The organism is Pectobacterium aroidearum, assembly GCF_015689195.1.
Taxonomy (GTDB): Bacteria; Pseudomonadota; Gammaproteobacteria; order Enterobacterales; family Enterobacteriaceae; genus Pectobacterium; species Pectobacterium aroidearum.
On sequence record NZ_CP065044.1, the window covers coordinates 2,085,383 to 2,103,243 of the forward strand.

Consider the following 17,861-nt stretch of genomic DNA (forward strand, 5'->3'; position numbering starts at 1 on the left):
ATGCTTGTTTAAAGCATAGTGTCAGCCGAGGCAGGTAAAAAGGCTTTTTTACTGCAACTTTAGGTAAATTTGATTTAGCGCAATTTTGATGATGGGCAATGAAAATCACTCTCAATCACGGCCCATAAAAGCAGGGAGAAACGACGTCCAGTGTGTACTTATGAGGAAAATAGCGCCATCAGTATCGGTGCGGCGAGGCTTAATAAGAAACCATGTACGATGGCGGCGGGTACGATATCGATACCTGCGCTGCGCTGTAAAACGGGCAGCGTGAAATCCATTGATGTTGCGCCGCAAAGCCCTAATGCAAAGGAACGGTTACGCTGTGCCAGCGCGGGAACGAGCATGATAGCCAGCAGTTCGCGGGTCAGATCGTTGAAAAACGCCGCGCTGCCGATGACGGGCCCAAGCGCGTCGGTCAGCAGAATGCCAGACAGCGAATACCACCCATAGCCTGATGCCATCGCCAGACCGGTTTTCAGCGGCAGCCCCAACACCCACGCAGCCAGCAGTCCGCCGCCCAGCGCGCTGATACCGACGATGAGCGCGATGACCAGACCGCGACGGTTTAATACGATTTGGCGCAGCGTCATCCCACTGTTACGCAGTTGGACGCCCACCAGGAATAACAGAAAAATCAGGGCATATTCGCTGCCTTTGCTGGCATAGGTGAACCCTGACCAGTGCGTTAATCCAAGTAAAAAACCACCGAATACCACGCTGCAAAGTTTGAACGATTCAAGGATCATACGCAGTCGGGAAGGTGGGGTATCGTCTTTGTACTTGCTGCGCCACGCACTGCGCTTTTCCCATAGCCAAAGGGCAACACCGTTGGCCGCGACAATACAGACGGCGAAGACGGCGGTGTAGCGGAAGATCAGTAACAAATTGCTGCTGATATTTTCCAGAAAGGCCAGACTTATTCCCATCAAAAACAGAATAACGTACACCATCCAGCTCAGCAGTTGGTTAATCAACTGTAATGTTTTTTTGGCGCGCAGCGGCACCAGATAGCCAATGATGAGCGGTAATAAAATAATTAATAATCCTGAATACATCACAGAATTGATGTCCTTACGCGAGAAAAACGGCGCTAACCCGTATTTTAGGATGAGCTGGGGCTACCGTAGTCAGACAGTGAGGCTTTTCTTCTTCATTTCTATCCCCGATAGACATCGACACGGCGGAAACACAAACCGTTCATTGACAACATCGTGGGATTCATCGGCTACACTTGGCGGGAAGAAAAACGATAATTTATTAAAATTAAACAAATTATCGGAGTGAGTAAAGCGCTGTCTGGCAGGATGTTCTCTATGATGGGCATTCTGGCAGCAGAAAACCGCAGGCAGCCGCTACAGGAGAGAAGGATGCATCTGGAAAGTATTGAAATCCTGGGATTTCGGGGAATCAATCGTCTGTCGCTGGCGTTGGACGAGAATAACGTACTGATTGGTGAGAACGCCTGGGGGAAATCGAGCCTGCTGGATGCGCTCTCGCTGCTGCTGGCACCGACATTGCCGCTTTATCATTTTGATATGCAGGATTTTCACTTCACTCCGGGGGATGAAAATAGTCGGGAAAAGCATCTTCAGATTATTTTCACGTTTTGTGAAACCGCACCTGGCCACCATTTATCTCCGCGCTACCGTTCGCTTAGCCCTGTTTGGGTGGAAGGCGAGTCATCGCTATACCGCATTTTCTATCGGCTGGAAGGTGAGGTGGACGAAAGCCAGTCGGTTTTTACCTGGCGTAGCTTTCTGGACGCCGACGGGCACCCGATACCGCTGGATGATATTGATGAACTGGCGAGAGAGATTATCCGCCTGCATCCGGTGCTGCGGCTGCGCGACGCGCGTTTTATGCGGCGTCTGCGTTCCGGAACACTGGCGGCGACGTTAGATAACAGTAATGAAAAGCTGGCCCAGCAGTTTGAGCAACTGATGCGCGAGCTGGCGCAAAACCCGCAGAAGCTGACGGATAAAGAGTTGCGGCATGGTCTGGTGGCGATGCGGCAATTACTGGAGCACTATTTTTCCGAGCAGAATGCCACGGGGAACGACCGACGCCACCATCGTCATGCGCGAGCACACAACGGTAAATCGTGGCGGTCGCTGGACAATATCAACCGCCTGATTGCCGATCCAAATAGCCGCAGCCGGCGCATTATCCTGCTGGAGCTATTTTCTACGTTGTTACAGGCGAAAGGGTCGGTAGCGCTGGATCCGCATGCCCGTCCGCTTTTGCTGATTGAAGACCCCGAAACCCGCCTGCACCCGATTATGCTATCCGTCGCCTGGGGGCTTCTGGTGCAGTTGCCGCTCCAAAAAGTCACGACAACGAATTCGGGAGAGCTGCTGTCGCTGGTGCCGATGGAGCACGTGTGCCGTCTGGTGCGGGAATCTTCACGGGTTGCGACATATCGCATTGGTCGTCAGGGCATGAGTGCGGAAGACAGCCGGCGCATTGCGTTTCATATTCGTCTGAATCGACCCGCTTCACTTTTCGCACGCTGCTGGCTGCTGGTGGAGGGGGAAACCGAAGTCTGGATGCTGAATGAACTGGCGCGCCAATGTGGGCACCATTTTGAGGCGGAAGGGGTGAAGGTGATTGAGTTTGCCCAATCCGGGCTCCGGCCATTGCTGAGGTTCGCACGGCGTATGGGGATTGAATGGCATGTGCTGGTCGATGGCGACGACGCGGGGAAAAAGTATGCCGCGACGGCGAAAAGCATGTTAACCGTTCAGGACGAGAGCGAGCGCGATCATCTGACCGTCTTGCCCGCATCGGACATGGAACACTATATGTATCGTGAGGGGTTCAGCCACGTTTATCACCGCACCGCGCAGTTGCCGGAGAAAGTGCCGCTATCGATGCACAAAATCATCATCAAGGCGATTCATCGTTCATCCAAGCCCGATCTGGCGATTGAGGTGGCGATGGAGGCAGCAGCGATGGGCAGCGATGCAATCCCACCGCTTATACGCAGCATGTTCTCCCGCGTCCTGTGGTTGGCCCGCGGACGTGCGGATTAGCGTGATACAGAAATAAAAATGCCGTTCAGTGTGCTGAACGGCATTTGTCGCATTATAGTCATTTTACGGTTTAGCGTAGGTATTCTGAGTAAACGTGTAGGGTGTAGAAGGGATCAGGATGCGGCCTCGGCGACTTGCGGGACGATCAGGCAAGCGTGATTACCTTTCGGCCCTTGATGAACATCAAACCTGACAACCTGTCCGGCTTTCAGAGTCCGGTAGCCATCCATTTGAATGGTTGAGTAGTGCGCGAAAATATCGTCACCACCCCCTTCTGGACAGATAAAACCAAACCCTTTGGCATTATTGAACCATTTAACAGTACCTGTCTCCATGCATTGACATCCTTCGCAAGAGTATTCTTTTCAGTAAGGTGTGGTTATTTGGTTACTACGAATACGAATTGATTAAAACCCCATCAATTCATCCGTACACTTTAGTGAAATCGATCCCGGCGTCAAGCGATCCACCGCGTGGTGTTGAGGGGAGTTTGTCAAAGTTTGATGCAGGTAACGCTATTGATGAACCGACGATCGCGTTGCGTACTCAAGATATCGGTTACAGGCCTTGAATTTTGCTTTCCAGGAACCATTTATTCCCTCAGGTGGTAAAATAAAAAGTAGACGTGATACTGTAAATGTAGAGATACCCGTCATCTTTCAAGTCGCAGGCGCGCATTTCCTGCTTCTCGAATCTATTGGGAATAAACAGACGAATTCGCGCGCCGCGGTATTCGTTACAAGATGTGGATAGAGAATGGGAAACAACAGTACGTGGTCACAATCTGAGAACCTGACCGCCGATAAACAGAAAGAAAAATTGCAGCCGCCATCCATGTACAACGTGGTGTTGAATAATGATGATTACACCCCGATGGAATTTGTTATTGACGTTCTGCAAAAGTTCTTTTCTTATGATATTGAACGTGCCACACAGCTTATGTTAACCGTGCATTATCAGGGGAAAGCGATTTGTGGCGTATTCAGCGCTGAAGTGGCTGAGACCAAGGTCGTACAAGTCAATCGTTATGCCAGAGAAAACGAGCACCCGCTGCTCTGTACGCTGGAAAAAGCCTGAAGTCAGGCGTTTTATTGGGAGAGGTGCCTATGCTCAATCAAGAACTGGAACTCAGTCTCAACATGGCTTTCGCCAGAGCGCGTGAGCACCGACACGAGTTTATGACCGTGGAGCACCTGCTGTTAGCACTGCTCAGTAACCCAGCCGCCCGTGAAGCATTGGAAGCCTGTACGGTAGATTTAGCCGCGCTGCGCCAGGAACTGGAAGCGTTCATTGAGCAGACCACACCAACATTACCGCAAAGTGACGACGAGCGAGAAACTCAGCCTACGCTCAGCTTCCAACGCGTACTCCAACGCGCCGTCTTCCATGTGCAGTCTTCCGGCCGCAGCGAAGTGTCCGGCGCTAACGTTCTGGTCGCGATTTTTAGCGAGCAGGAATCTCAGGCTGCCTACCTGCTGCGCAAGCATGACGTCAGCCGTCTGGATGTGGTGAACTTTATTTCCCACGGCACGCGTAAAGAAGAAACCGATCAGGCGCCGAACCCTGAAAATCCCGTCAATGAAGAACAGGCAGGAGGGGAAGATCGTATGGAAAACTTCACCACCAATCTGAATCAACTGGCTCGCGTTGGCGGTATCGATCCGCTCATTGGCCGGGATAAAGAACTGGAGCGCACGATTCAGGTCTTGTGCCGCCGTCGTAAAAATAACCCGCTGCTGGTCGGCGAATCCGGTGTGGGCAAAACCGCGATTGCTGAAGGGCTGGCCTGGCGTATTGTGCAGGGCGATGTACCGGAAGTGATGGCGGAATGCACGTTGTACTCGCTGGACATCGGTGCGCTGCTGGCAGGCACCAAATACCGCGGTGACTTTGAAAAACGCTTCAAGGCGCTGCTGAAACAGCTCGAACAAGATAAAAACAGTATTCTGTTCATTGATGAAATTCACACGATCATCGGCGCAGGCGCTGCGTCCGGCGGTCAGGTTGATGCCGCTAATCTGATTAAACCGCTGCTTTCCAGCGGCAAGATCCGCGTCATCGGTTCAACCACCTATCAGGAGTTCAGCAATATCTTTGAAAAGGATCGGGCGCTGGCGCGTCGTTTCCAGAAAATTGATATCACTGAACCTAGTGTGGAAGAAACCATACAAATCATTAATGGTCTGAAGCCGAAGTATGAGGCTCACCATGATGTTCGCTATACGTCGAAAGCGATTCGTGCGGCGGTAGAGTTGGCGGTGAAATATATCAACGACCGTCATCTGCCGGATAAGGCGATTGATGTGATCGATGAAGCGGGCGCACGCAGCCGTCTGGTGCCAATCAGCAAACGGAAGAAAACGGTTAATGTGAGTGACATCGAATCTGTTGTCGCCCGTATTGCCCGTATTCCAGAAAAAACCGTCTCCGCCAGCGATCGCGATGTGCTGAAGAACCTCAGCGATCGCCTGAAAATGCTGGTGTTCGGACAGGATAAGGCTATCGAAGCGCTCTCTGAGTCTATCAAGATGAGCCGAGCAGGGCTGGGTCAGGAGCGTAAGCCGGTTGGTTCCTTCCTGTTCGCGGGTCCTACCGGTGTCGGTAAGACGGAAGTGACGTTACAACTGGCGAAAGCGCTGGATATTGAACTGCTGCGCTTTGATATGTCTGAATACATGGAGCGCCACACGGTCAGTCGCCTGATTGGTGCGCCTCCGGGCTATGTGGGCTACGATCAGGGCGGCCTGCTGACGGATGCCGTGATTAAGCATCCTCATGCGGTGCTGCTGCTGGATGAAATTGAGAAAGCGCATCCGGACGTCTTTAACCTGCTGTTGCAGGTGATGGATAACGGTACGCTGACGGACAACAATGGCCGTAAAGCGGATTTCCGTAATGTCATTGTCGTCATGACCACCAACGCGGGCGTGCGGGAAACACAGCGTAAATCCATCGGTATCATCCATCAGGACAATAGCAGCGATGCGATGGAAGAGATCAAGAAGGTATTTACGCCGGAATTCCGTAACCGTCTGGATGGCATTATCTGGTTCAACCATCTGTCGACTGACGTCATTCAGCAGGTTGTCGACAAATTTATCGTAGAACTTCAGGCGCAACTGGATGCGAAAGGCGTGTCGCTGGAAGTCAGTGATGAAGCGCGTAACTGGCTGGCAGAAAAAGGCTACGACAAAGCGATGGGTGCCCGACCGATGGCGCGCGTAATGCAGGAAAGCCTCAAGAAACCTCTGGCCAACGAGCTGCTGTTTGGTTCACTGGTAGATGGTGGTTCTGTCACGGTAGAACTGGATAAAGAGACGCAGCAGTTGACCTACGGCTTCAAGAGTGCGCAGAAGCGGAAAGCGGAAAGCGTTAATTAATCAATATCGTTTGATACCTAAAAGGGATGCTGAGGCATCCCTTTTTTACATCCCTTTGCCAGACTCTCTCCCAAAAACAAAAGCCCTTGCCATGAAGGGAAGGGCTGGGGAGGGTGTCACATCCTCGTATATCGCTGTTATCAGCGATGGGCGAACCGGTTAACGGCTGCGGAAGACAATGCGGCCTTTACTCAGGTCGTACGGGGTTAACTCTACAGTGACTTTGTCACCCGTCAGGATGCGGATATAGTTTTTACGCATTTTACCGGAGATATGAGCGGTAACCACGTGCCCGTTTTCCAATTCAACGCGGAACATGGTGTTGGGCAGCGTATCAAGCACGGTGCCTTGCATTTCAATATTGTCTTCTTTGGCCATCGAATCCTCTAGGTCTAACTACCTTTATTTTTTAACCGCAAGATAATGCCGAAAAACCGCCATTATGTAAAGAAGCGTTCACGTTTGGGGGATTATTTACCCGCTTTTCTCTGTCATAGCGTCGGTTCGGCGAGCTGTTGGGGGCGCCAGCAGCCGTCGTCGACGGTGAGATCCTGCCACTGAGAAAGCTGTTGCAGGAAGCTATCGCGAGAGATTTCACTTACGCCCAGCGACGCGGTATGGGCGTTTAACACCTGACAATCAATTAAATGACCACCGTGGCGAATAAAATGTTGTTGAAACGCCAGCAGCGCGTATTTTGACGCATTATCCGTACGGCTGAACATCGATTCACCGCAAAATAATCTTCCTTGTTCAACGCCATATAGCCCACCAACCAGTTTGTCATCCTGCCATACTTCGACAGAGTGTGCCTTGCCGGCCAAATGAAGCTGGCGATAGGCTGAGATAATCTCCGACGTAATCCAGGTGCCGTCATGGTGCTCGTGCGCACAGGCGTGAATGACGTCATCAAACGCCTGATTCAGCGTGGCGTGAAACGTATGGCGCTTCAGAAACTTTTTCATACTGCGGCTGACATGGAGTTCATCAGGAAACAGCACTGCACGCGGATTCGGAGACCACCATAAAATAGGCTCACCGGGAGAGAACCAGGGGAAAATTCCCTGTCGGTAAGCCGCTTTTAACCGGGCAACGGAGAGATCGCCGCCAACGGCCAGCAGGCCGTTGGGGTCATCCAATGCATGATTCGGGTCAGGAAACTGAAGCGATTGAGACGATAGTTGGTATAGACGCATGTTTTTCAAACGTTGTGTTTCAACTGAGTTTGCCTTAAACGTGTTGGCGGAATTGCCAATAACGCCCTTTTTGTGCCATTAGCGCCTGATGGCTGCCCTGTTCGATCACCTTGCCATCGTCCAGAATACAGATGCGATCCATTGATTCTAAACCGTATAACCGGTGAGTGATGACGATCAGCGTCTTATCAGCACAATGTTGGCGTAGCAGTTGCAGAATACGTTTTTCAGTCTCTGCATCCAACCCTTCAGTCGGTTCATCCAACAAAACAAGCGGCGCGTCGTGCAATAAGGCACGTGCTAAAGCGATACGGCGCTGCTCACCGCCGGAGAGTTGGCGACCGCCTTCTCCCAGCCAGGCATTCAGCCCTTCATTTTCCAGCAATTTTTCCAACCCGACCTGCTGTAATACCTCGGCCAGTTTTTCGTCCCGCGCCGTTGGTGCGGCCAGCAGCAGGTTATCACGCAGCGTTGCGCTAAAAATATGCACACGCTGTGGGACCACGCTCATCATTGCACGGAGGTCGGTTTCCCGCCAATCGTCAAGGGCGTGGCCATTCAGCCTAATGTCTCCGTATTCACAATTCCATGCCCGAGTCAGCAGTTGCAATAGCGTCGATTTCCCGCACCCGGTACGCCCCAGCAGCGCCAGATGTTCGCCCGGTTTAATGGAAAGAGAAATGTTTTGCAGCACGGGCTGTGGCTGACCGGGGTAAGTGAACCCCACATGTGAGAGGTCGAGTGCGGCCTCGCGTGACGTTTCTGGCCCGCGCTCAGGGAAAGTGACGTCAACGGGCTGGCGAATGATTTGATCGACTCGGGCGGCGGAAGCAATCACTTGCCCCATATGCTGGAAAGCCACCGTGACCGGAGCCAACGCTTCGAAGGCGGCAAGCGCGGCAAACACGAACAGTGCAATCAAGGCACCGGGCTGTGGATTACCGCCTACGCCATCTGCCGCTAGCCACAGAATCAGGGTAACGGTCAGCCCGCTGCATAGAATCATCACCGCCTGAGACAGGCCAGTAAGATTGGCCTGCTGACGTTGGCGGCGCAGCCAGTTAATCTCCACCAGCGCCAACTGCTGACGGACGCGATCGAGCGCACCGAAGACAGTCAACTCTGCCTGACCTTGCAACCAGGTCGTTAGCTGAAGGCGGTATTGTGCCCGCAGCGCGGTCAGATCCTGCCCGATGCCATTTCCTGCCCGATAAAATAGAACCGGCAGGCACAGCAGCAGTACCAGCATGATAGTGCCAAGCGTCAACGCCAATGTGGCGTCAATGAAGCTCAGGCCGTAACAGACAATAAGAATGACGGCGAAGGCGCTGATGATGGGGGAAATCACGCGCAGATAGAGGTGGTCTAGCGTATCCACGTCCGCCACAAGCCGGTTTAGCAATTCAGCCTGGCGAAATTGTGCCAGCCCACCCGGAGAGAGCGGCAGAATGCGAGAAAAGGTGAAAACACGTAAGCGCAGCAGAACGCGGAATGTGGCATCGTGGCTGACTAGCCTTTCGAAATAGCGCCCAGCTGTGCGCGCAATCGCCGCACCCCGCACGCCTGCGGCAGGCAACATATAGTTGAAGGTGAGCAGCCCGACGATTCCTGCCAATGCGGCCCCCGCAAGAAACCAGCCGGAGAGGGCAAGCAGGCCGATACTGGCAAGCAGGGTTGCAATAGCCAGCACGACACCAAGACTTAAGCGCCAGATGTGCTGGCGGTAGAGCGCCAGAAACGGTTTTAATACCTGCATCGTTTTTCTCTGAGCCATTACAGGGCCTCCTGTCGTTGTGCCAGCAGCGTCGCAAAGGGGCCTGCTTCGGCTCGGAGTGTTTGATAATCACCTTGTTGGACTAGCTGACCGCCGTCCATTACCCAAATTGCATCATATTCGGTGATATCGGCGAGCTGGTGCGTCACTAGCAGCGTGGTCTGGTGACGTGCCGCGTCGTTTAACGCCGTCATAACCAGCTCTTCGCTGTGGGCATCCAAACTGGCTGATGGTTCATCTAGCAGCAATAAGTTGCAAGGGTGGATAAGCGCACGGGCAACGGCAACGCGCTGTGCCTGACCGACGGATAAGCGCGCTGCGCCGTCACCGATCGTGGTTTCCAGCCCTTGTGGGAGCTGTGGTAAGAATTCCTGCACATAGGCGCGCTCAATTGCCCGCTGTAGCTCCACAATGCTGGCCTGCGGGTTACCCAGCAGAATATTGCTGCGCAGCGTCTGTTCCGGTAAATGGGGATTTTGCCCAACCCAGCTTAACTGCTTACGCCATGATTCTGGCGTTAGCGTGTTCAGGGCCTGACCGTTGACGGTTAATGAGCCGCGATAGGGCAGGAACCCCAGCAGGGCATTAAGCAGCGAGCTTTTTCCTGCGCCGCTGAGGCCGACCAGCGCGATACGCTCGCCTGCGCGAATATCGAACGTCAACGGTTGAGTGAGCGGTGTGCCATTGGGCGCGAGGACGACCAAATCTTCCGCTCGAATGGCGATGGCGGTATCACTGCTGAATGTTTGGGTGCCAAAGCCTACCGTTTCACCTTCCTCGGCTAAAAAGGTCACCAGCGATTCCGCTGCGCCGATAGCCTGAGCCTTGGCATGATAGAACGTGCCCAGATCGCGTAAAGGCTGAAAAAACTCCGGCGCCAGAATCAGCACGAGAAAACCGGCGAAGAGTGTCACCCCCATACCGTAATGGCCGAAATCCAGTTCTCCGAGATAAGAGAAACCGAAATAGACGGCGACAACAGCGATTGAAATGGAAGCAAAAAACTCCAGTACGCCCGAGGAAAGAAATGCCATGCGCAGCACTTCCATCGTGCGACTGCGAAAATCTTCGGACGCGTGGCGGATTTGTTCGGTTTCAGCCTCGCCTCGATGGAACAGGCGTAGTGTCTCCATCCCGCGTAGGCGATCGAGGAAATGTCCGCTCAGGCGTGCCAACGCCAGAAAGTTACGTCGGTTGGCATCCGCCGCACCCATACCGACCAGCGCCATAAAAAGCGGAATGAGCGGGGCGGTGAGAAACAGAATCAAGCCCGCAGCCCAATTGAGTGGGAAGATCGTGATTAAAATAAGCAACGGGATCAGCGCGGCAAGATACATTTGCGGCAGGTAGCGGGCGTAATAATCCTGCATATCATCAACCTGCTCAAGAATCATCGTTGCCCAACTGCCCGCAGGTTTGCCTTGTACCCAGGCAGGGCCAAGCTGTTGCAATCGATCCAGTACCAGCTTACGAATTTGCTGTCGAACGGCTTGCCCGCATAGAAAACCAACGCGCTCGCGTAACACGCTGTTAAGCGCACGCAGAACAAATGTGGCGATCAGAAGAAGAAAAGGGGAGAGCAGAGATTCACGGGGAGCATGCTCGATGATCAAGGCATGAAGCAACGTCGCTAACAGCCAGGCTTGTGCCACGATTAATGCACCGCTCAGGAACCCAAGCAGCAGTGAAATGCGTAGCCAACGTTGCGCCAGCTTACTCTGCTGCTTCAGCCAGGCGGTCAGTTCTTGCTGTCTGGTTTTTTTCATCAGGCACCAGTTCGTTATATTGCAGAAATGGACTTAACAGAAAATAACTCTTATGTAACTGTTAGTTAACAAAATTATCTTCTATCATGCAGAATGACGCCATGTTACCGCGACAGGGGCGCGCTGCAAACGAAAAGGAGAAGGGAAATGGGGGAGGCGATCAATTTTTGTGTTGCGGAAGGCAAATCGGTAGGAAGAAAACGGAACGGCAGATGCCGCTCCGTTTCAGTGTCGTATTACTTATTGACGGTCAGTCCGTCCAGATAACGTTCGGCATCCAGCGCTGCCATACAACCGGTACCTGCAGAGGTAATGGCCTGACGGTAGATGTGGTCCATGACGTCACCTGCAGCAAAGACACCAGGAATGCTGGTTTGCGTCGCATTGCCGTGAATGCCGGATTGTACTTTGATATAACCGTTTTCCAGTTCCAACTGACCGCCGAACACGGCCGTATTTGGACTGTGGCCGATAGCGATAAATACGCCAGCCAGTTCCAGCTCTTCCGCTGCATCGCTTTGCGTATCGCGGATACGAACACCGGTCACACCCATATCATCACCCAGCACTTCATCCAACGTACGGTTGGTATGCAGGATGATGTTGCCGTTTTTAACTTTGTCCATCAGTCGGTCAATCAGAATCTTCTCTGAACGGAACGTCTCGCGGCGGTGGATTAAATGCACTTCTGCCGCGATGTTAGACAGATACAGCGCTTCTTCGACGGCAGTGTTCCCGCCACCCACCACGGCAACTTTCTGATTACGGTAGAAGAATCCGTCACAGGTTGCACAGGCGGAAACGCCCTTGCCTTTAAATGCCTCTTCGGACGGCAGGCCAAGGTAGCGAGCCGATGCGCCAGTGGCGATGATCAGCGCGTCACAGGTGTACTCGTCGCTATCACCGAATAAACGGAAGGGACGGTTTTGCAAATCAACACGTTCAATATGATCGAAGATCACTTCGGTATTGAACTTGGTTGCATGCGCGTGCATGCGTTCCATTAACAGTGGGCCTGTTAAATCATCGGCGTCGCCCGGCCAGTTTTCTACTTCGGTCGTGGTCGTTAGCTGACCGCCTTTTTCCATACCAGTGATTAATACTGGCTGTAAGTTCGCCCGTGCGGCATAAACTGCGGCAGTATAGCCAGCGGGGCCTGAACCCAGAATCAATAACTTGTGATGTTTAACGGTACCCATGCTTTCCTCATTTCATGACGGTGGATAATGTCCATATGAACAGTCTCTACCACGGACAATGAGAATGATTGTAAGGAAATTACAGGAGTAAAAAAAGTATGCAGAAAAGTTGCTGGCTATTTGTTTAATCGTTAATGACGATGGTGACGACAAATAGCTGAAAAATCAGCCACATTCATAAGTAAAATGATTGAAGTCATCTCGGTGAGTGGCTCTGGCTTATCCAATCTGGCAGTTTCTTCTGATTTTCGTTGTTTTGCTTTGACAATCGGCTGTGCATTTGCGAAAACATCTGGGTAAGAGGAAATTTTTTGTATGTGAACAGTTAAAAGCTCGGCTTTTTATTCGTTTTTGCGCAGGTAGTAGGCCTTTGGGCCACGGATATGACGTGATGGTCTTTTTCGCGGGTGAGCAATACGTGGGGCGAGAACGAGAAGTTAATGACTTTTGATATACAAAATAGGCAGCGTGTCTTCTTTAAGGGTAGCTCTGATACATGAGGTCTATCGGGGTAAAGCGGGTGCAGGGAAAAGTGAAGAGAGACAATAATAATGGTAGACACTAAAAAACGGCCAGGAAAAGATCTCGATCGTATTGATCGTAACATCCTGAACGAATTGCAAAAAGATGGGCGTATTTCCAATGTCGAGCTGTCCAAACGTGTTGGTCTGTCGCCAACGCCTTGTCTGGAGCGCGTGCGTCGTCTGGAAAGACAGGGTTTCATTAACGGCTATACAGCGCTGCTAAACCCACATTATCTGGATGCGTCACTGCTGGTTTTTGTTGAAATAACGCTAAACCGCGGCGCGCCTGATGTGTTTGAACAGTTCAATGCTGCGGTGCAGAAGCTGGAAGAAATTCAGGAATGTCATCTGGTTTCGGGTGATTTTGACTACCTGTTGAAAACGCGCGTGCCGGACATGTCTGCTTACCGTAAGCTCCTGGGGGAAACGCTGCTGCGTTTGCCGGGCGTAAACGACACCCGTACTTACGTGGTGATGGAAGAAGTGAAGCAAAGCAACCGTCTGGTTATTAAGACGCGATAAACGTGTGGGTGCAAAACCCGATAAATTCAGCTACACTCCTGTGAATTTATACAGTCCCAGCGCCGGGTTTTCTCGGCGCTTTGTCATAAACCTTACAGGCCCCTGGAGAGACTCTTGAGCCAGGAATATACAGAAGATAAAGACGTTTCCCTGAAAAAGCTCAGTGGTACACGTCGTTTGCTTGAAGCGATTTTAATCGTTGTGGCACTTTTTGCGGTTTATCTCAGTGTCGCACTACTCAGTTTCAGCCCTTCCGATCCCAGTTGGTCACAGACTGCATGGCATGAACCGATTCACAACCTTGGTGGTGTAGCAGGTGCATGGCTGGCGGATACGCTGTTCTTTATTTTTGGTGTGCTGGCCTACGCCATTCCGCCGATTATGTTATCTCTGTGCTGGGCTGCTTTCCGCCAGCGTGATAACCATCAGTCTATTGACTACTTTACCTTTTCACTTCGCCTGATTGGGACATTGGCGCTGATCCTGACCTCTTGTGGTCTGGCTGCGTTGAATATTGACGATCTCTACTATTTTGCTTCCGGTGGTGTTTTGGGAAGCCTGTTGAGTAGCTCAATGATCCCGCGTTTCAACAGTATGGGCGCGACGCTGATTCTGCTGTGCGTGTGGGGAGCCGGGTTAACGCTGTTTACCGGTTGGTCATGGCTGACGATCGCTGAAAAAATTGGTGCTGGCGTGTTGAGCTGTCTGACATTTATGTCAAACCGTTCACGTCGCGATGAAGACTACCGCGAAGAAAACGATCGTGAAGAAGATGAACGCGATGTGCTTAACCTGCGCCACGATGAAGCGTCGGGCGAGGCGATAACGCAACAGCGTGATGACGATGATGTTCTGTTTTCTGCACCTTCCGTGGCCGATATCGTAAACGATACGGCGGCAGAGAATAAGATCGAAGCGTCATCATCTTCAACTGAAAACGCGTCGGCTGCTACTCCACCGGCTTTCTCAGCAGAAATGCCTGCGGCAGGGGCAACATTCCCCGAACTGGCAGCGCCAGACTCGCCATTGTCTGATTCCGCGCCTGCTACTGTGCCACCTGTTGCCTCATCAACGGTTGATGCGGCACCATCGCTGAATCCGCCGCTGTATTCGTTTGAAATTCCTGAAACACCCGCAGCGATGCCAGAGATCGCAACGTCGCCCGAACTCCATAGCAGTGCGTATACGCCTTACGGCAATAGTTACGGAGAGAGTGTCGTACCGCCGATCGTAACAGCACCGGTGGTTCAACCCTTTGCTGAACCGCCACAGCCTGCACGCGATACGGATTTCAACGCGAACAACACCTTTATGCCTGCGTTCAGCGCTGATGGGGATGATAACCCGCAAATTAAACGCGGCGTCGGTCCAGAACTGCCGCGCCCCAATCCGGTGCGCATTCCTACCCGCCGTGAACTGGCGTCGTACGGAATTAAACTGCCGTCGCAGCGGCTGGCTGAAGAACAAGCAAGGCTGCAGGCGCAGAATGAGAGTACGGAAACGGAATTGACGAATGATATCTATCAGGAAGAAACACCTGATGACATCGCCCGTCAGGAAGCGGCACTACAGCAGGAGTATCTGAATCAGCAGCGCCAGCGTTATGGCGATGAATATCCGTTACAGGAAGAGGATGAAGACGCGCTTCTACAAGCACAGTTAGCCAGAGATTTCGCTGCACAGCAGCAGTCCCGCTATGATGCTAATGCACCACAGTACGATGAGGAGAGGCCTGCTCCGACAGCATCGCCTGCGGTCAGTGAACCTGTTCAGCCGACGCCTGTGGCATCGCATAACGCTTTTTCATTCTCGCCGTTTAGCGCGGAGAATGAGCGCGAGCCTGAGCCGCAGACGTTCAGTGAGCCGACGTATACGCAGCCATCTTATCGTGCCGAACCCGATCTTCCACCGATGCACGCTGGTGACGATGACGACGATAATGAGCGCAACCCGCTGACGTTTGGTCAGCCAACGCAACCGTCTTCAGTGTCGGTAGACGCTGCGCAACAGGAAAGACCAGCCGCGCCAACGCATCATCCGGCAATGGAGGGTCTGATTCATCCATTCCTGATGCGTAATGAACAGCCGTTGCAGAAGCCGACTACACCGCTGCCAACGCTGGATTTATTGACTCCGCCGCCAGCCAGTGAAGCGCCTGTTGATAATTTCGCGTTGGAGCAGACGGCGCGACTAATTGAAGCGCGCCTGGCTGATTTTCGGGTTAAAGCGGATGTGGTCGATCATTCTCCAGGTCCGGTGATTACGCGGTTTGAATTGGATCTGGCGCCGGGCGTAAAAGCGGCGCGTATCTCGAATCTGTCGCGCGATTTGGCACGTTCACTGTCGGTTGTCGCCGTGCGTATTGTTGAAGTGATTCCAGGCAAACCGTATGTCGGTCTGGAACTGCCGAATGCGCATCGTCAGACGGTTTATCTGCGTGAGGTGTTGGATTGCGACAAATTCCGCGATAACCCATCGCCGCTGTCAATTGTGCTGGGTAAAGATATTGCCGGTGAGCCCGTTGTTGCCGATTTGGCGAAAATGCCGCACCTGCTGGTTGCTGGTACGACAGGCTCGGGTAAATCGGTCGGCGTCAACGCTATGATCATCAGTATGCTGTATAAAGCCACGCCGGAAGACGTGCGTTTTATTATGATCGACCCGAAAATGCTGGAACTCTCGGTGTACGAAGGCATTCCGCATTTGTTGACGGAAGTCGTGACCGACATGAAGGATGCGGCAAATGCGTTGCGCTGGTGCGTCGGTGAAATGGAACGACGCTATAAGCTGATGTCGGCGCTTGGCGTGCGTAATCTGGCCGGATACAACGAACGGGTGATGACGGCAAACGCGATGGGACGCCCGATCCCCGATCCGTTCTGGAAGCCGGGTGACAGTATGGATATGACGCCGCCAGTCCTGGAAAAACTGCCGTATATTGTGGTTATGGTCGATGAATTTGCTGACCTGATGATGGCGGTGGGTAAGAAAGTTGAAGAACTGATTGCCCGACTGGCGCAAAAAGCGCGAGCTGCCGGTATTCATCTGGTTCTGGCGACGCAGCGTCCTTCGGTTGATGTTATTACCGGATTGATCAAAGCAAATATTCCGACGCGTATTGCGTTTACCGTGTCCAGCAAGATCGACTCACGAACTATCCTCGATCAAGGCGGCGCGGAGTCGCTACTGGGGATGGGGGATATGCTGTATATGGCGCCTAACTCCTCGATACCTGTCCGCGTTCATGGCGCTTTCGTCCGCGACGAGGAAGTTCACGCCGTCGTTCAGGACTGGAAAGCGCGGGGTCGTCCTCAATATATTGATAATATTGTCAGCGGTGGCGATGATGCTGAAGGTGGAAGCCTCGGCCTTGATGGCGATGAAGAGCTCGATCCGCTGTTCGATCAGGCGGTAGAGTTTGTGGTCGATAAGCGTCGTGCATCCATTTCCGGTGTGCAGCGCCAGTTCCGTATCGGCTATAACCGCGCTGCGCGAATCGTTGAGCAAATGGAAGCGCAGGGCATCGTCAGCTCTCCTGGGCACAATGGCAACCGCGAGGTATTGGCTCCGCCATCCATGGAATAGCGCGTAGTATTGATTGACTTCACTCCATTATAAGGGCTGCGCGTGCAGCCCTTATGCAAAGAAGCGTAAAAGCGGTAATAAGCAGATAATTCACCTATCACCGTCCGAGTGGGTTCAGATAACATAGTTATATAGGTAACGTGGATCTACCGATAACGTAGATCGACAAATAACACTGTTCCACAAATAACATCGACGCCATGTGAAGCATCTGTCTTCACTTGTGAAGGTGGTTATATCAGGACACTCAAAGGATTATGCGTATGAAAAAGTGGTTAGCCATCAGTTGCCTGATTGCAGGTATGACCTCAACTGCTGTCTATGCGGACGCGGCAAAAGATTTGCAGGGTCGCCTCAATAAAGTAAACAGTTTCCATGCAAACTTCAGCCAGAAAGTCACCAGTGCCGATGGCGCAGCGGTGCAGGAAGGGGAAGGCGAACTGTGGCTGAAGCGTCCTAACCTATTTAACTGGAAAACCACATCGCCTGATGAGAGTACATTGATTTCTGACGGTAAAACACTTTGGTTTTACAACCCGTTTGTCGAACAAGTCACGGCAACCTGGCTGAAGGATGCCACAGGGAATACGCCGTTCATTCTGATAACGCGTAACGATGCCAGCGACTGGAATAAGTACGATGTGCGCCAGAAAGGCGATGATTTTGAGCTTACGCCGAAATCTGCGAGCGGCAATCTGAAACAGTTCGCGATTAATGTGACGACTAACGGCACGATCAAGCAGTTTACCGCGACGGAACAAGATGGGCAGCGGAGCACCTATGTGCTGAAGAACCAGCAAAATGCCGCTGTTGATGCCGCGCAATTCACGTTCACACCGCCGAAAGGCGTCACGCTGGATGACCAGCGTCAGTGAGGCCA

General features: G+C 52.4%; 13 protein-coding genes. 6 read left to right on the top strand and 7 right to left on the bottom strand.

The annotated features are described in order from the left end of the window. Positions 1 to 158 precede the first annotated feature (158 nt). Positions 159 to 1,058 (bottom strand): LysO family transporter, encoded by a 900-nt coding sequence (locus I2D83_RS09400; RefSeq protein ID WP_181844610.1) that lies wholly within the window; start codon positions 1,056 to 1,058, stop codon positions 159 to 161. A 312-nt stretch (positions 1,059 to 1,370) separates the two neighbouring features. Here I2D83_RS09400 and I2D83_RS09405 point away from each other — a divergent pair, with 312 nt between their 5' ends. Beyond that, positions 1,371 to 3,035, top strand: a complete 1,665-nt coding sequence (locus tag I2D83_RS09405) for an ATP-dependent endonuclease (protein WP_205948169.1) — start codon at positions 1,371 to 1,373, stop codon at positions 3,033 to 3,035. A gap of 113 nt (positions 3,036 to 3,148) precedes the next feature. Here the strand turns inward: I2D83_RS09405 and cspD are convergent, their stop codons facing one another. After that, on the bottom strand, positions 3,149 to 3,370 hold the full coding sequence (gene cspD, locus I2D83_RS09410; protein ID WP_010277240.1) for a cold shock-like protein CspD: 222 nt from the start codon (positions 3,368 to 3,370) through the stop codon (positions 3,149 to 3,151). A 421-nt stretch (positions 3,371 to 3,791) separates the two neighbouring features. Here cspD and clpS point away from each other — a divergent pair, with 421 nt between their 5' ends. Next, positions 3,792 to 4,112 (top strand): ATP-dependent Clp protease adapter ClpS, encoded by a 321-nt coding sequence (gene clpS, locus I2D83_RS09415; RefSeq protein WP_005967385.1) that lies wholly within the window; start codon positions 3,792 to 3,794, stop codon positions 4,110 to 4,112. Positions 4,113 to 4,141: 29 nt separating this feature from the next. Further along, positions 4,142 to 6,415 (top strand): ATP-dependent Clp protease ATP-binding subunit ClpA, encoded by a 2,274-nt coding sequence (gene clpA, locus I2D83_RS09420; protein ID WP_015839967.1) that lies wholly within the window; start codon positions 4,142 to 4,144, stop codon positions 6,413 to 6,415. Positions 6,416 to 6,574: 159 nt separating this feature from the next. Here clpA and infA read toward each other — a convergent pair whose 3' ends face one another. From infA to trxB, 5 genes are all read right to left on the bottom strand, one after another. Further along, complete coding sequence (gene infA / locus I2D83_RS09425; protein WP_002211347.1) at positions 6,575 to 6,793, bottom strand: translation initiation factor IF-1; 219 nt, start codon at positions 6,791 to 6,793, stop codon at positions 6,575 to 6,577. Positions 6,794 to 6,906: 113 nt separating this feature from the next. After that, the gene (gene aat, locus I2D83_RS09430; protein ID WP_205947989.1) at positions 6,907 to 7,611 is read right to left on the bottom strand and encodes a leucyl/phenylalanyl-tRNA--protein transferase; all 705 of its coding nucleotides are present in this window, start codon (positions 7,609 to 7,611) and stop codon (positions 6,907 to 6,909) included. Positions 7,612 to 7,645: 34 nt separating this feature from the next. Further along, complete coding sequence (gene cydC / locus I2D83_RS09435; protein ID WP_370464017.1) at positions 7,646 to 9,367, bottom strand: heme ABC transporter ATP-binding protein/permease CydC; 1,722 nt, start codon at positions 9,365 to 9,367, stop codon at positions 7,646 to 7,648. A gap of 17 nt (positions 9,368 to 9,384) precedes the next feature. Then, positions 9,385 to 11,151, bottom strand: a complete 1,767-nt coding sequence (gene cydD, locus I2D83_RS09440; protein WP_205947991.1) for a heme ABC transporter permease/ATP-binding protein CydD — start codon at positions 11,149 to 11,151, stop codon at positions 9,385 to 9,387. A gap of 236 nt (positions 11,152 to 11,387) precedes the next feature. Then, positions 11,388 to 12,350: a thioredoxin-disulfide reductase gene (trxB, locus tag I2D83_RS09445; RefSeq protein ID WP_015839971.1), complete on the bottom strand. Its 963-nt coding sequence runs from the start codon at positions 12,348 to 12,350 to the stop codon at positions 11,388 to 11,390. Between the two features lie 551 nt (positions 12,351 to 12,901). Here trxB and lrp point away from each other — a divergent pair. From lrp to lolA, 3 genes are all read left to right on the top strand, one after another. Further along, complete coding sequence (lrp, locus tag I2D83_RS09450) at positions 12,902 to 13,396, top strand: leucine-responsive transcriptional regulator Lrp (protein ID WP_010277211.1); 495 nt, start codon at positions 12,902 to 12,904, stop codon at positions 13,394 to 13,396. 114 nt (positions 13,397 to 13,510) lie between these two features. After that, on the top strand, positions 13,511 to 16,981 hold the full coding sequence (locus tag I2D83_RS09455) for a DNA translocase FtsK 4TM domain-containing protein (protein WP_205947992.1): 3,471 nt from the start codon (positions 13,511 to 13,513) through the stop codon (positions 16,979 to 16,981). 263 nt (positions 16,982 to 17,244) lie between these two features. After that, positions 17,245 to 17,856, top strand: a complete 612-nt coding sequence (lolA, locus tag I2D83_RS09460) for an outer membrane lipoprotein periplasmic chaperone LolA (RefSeq protein ID WP_015839973.1) — start codon at positions 17,245 to 17,247, stop codon at positions 17,854 to 17,856. Positions 17,857 to 17,861: the final 5 nt, after the last annotated feature.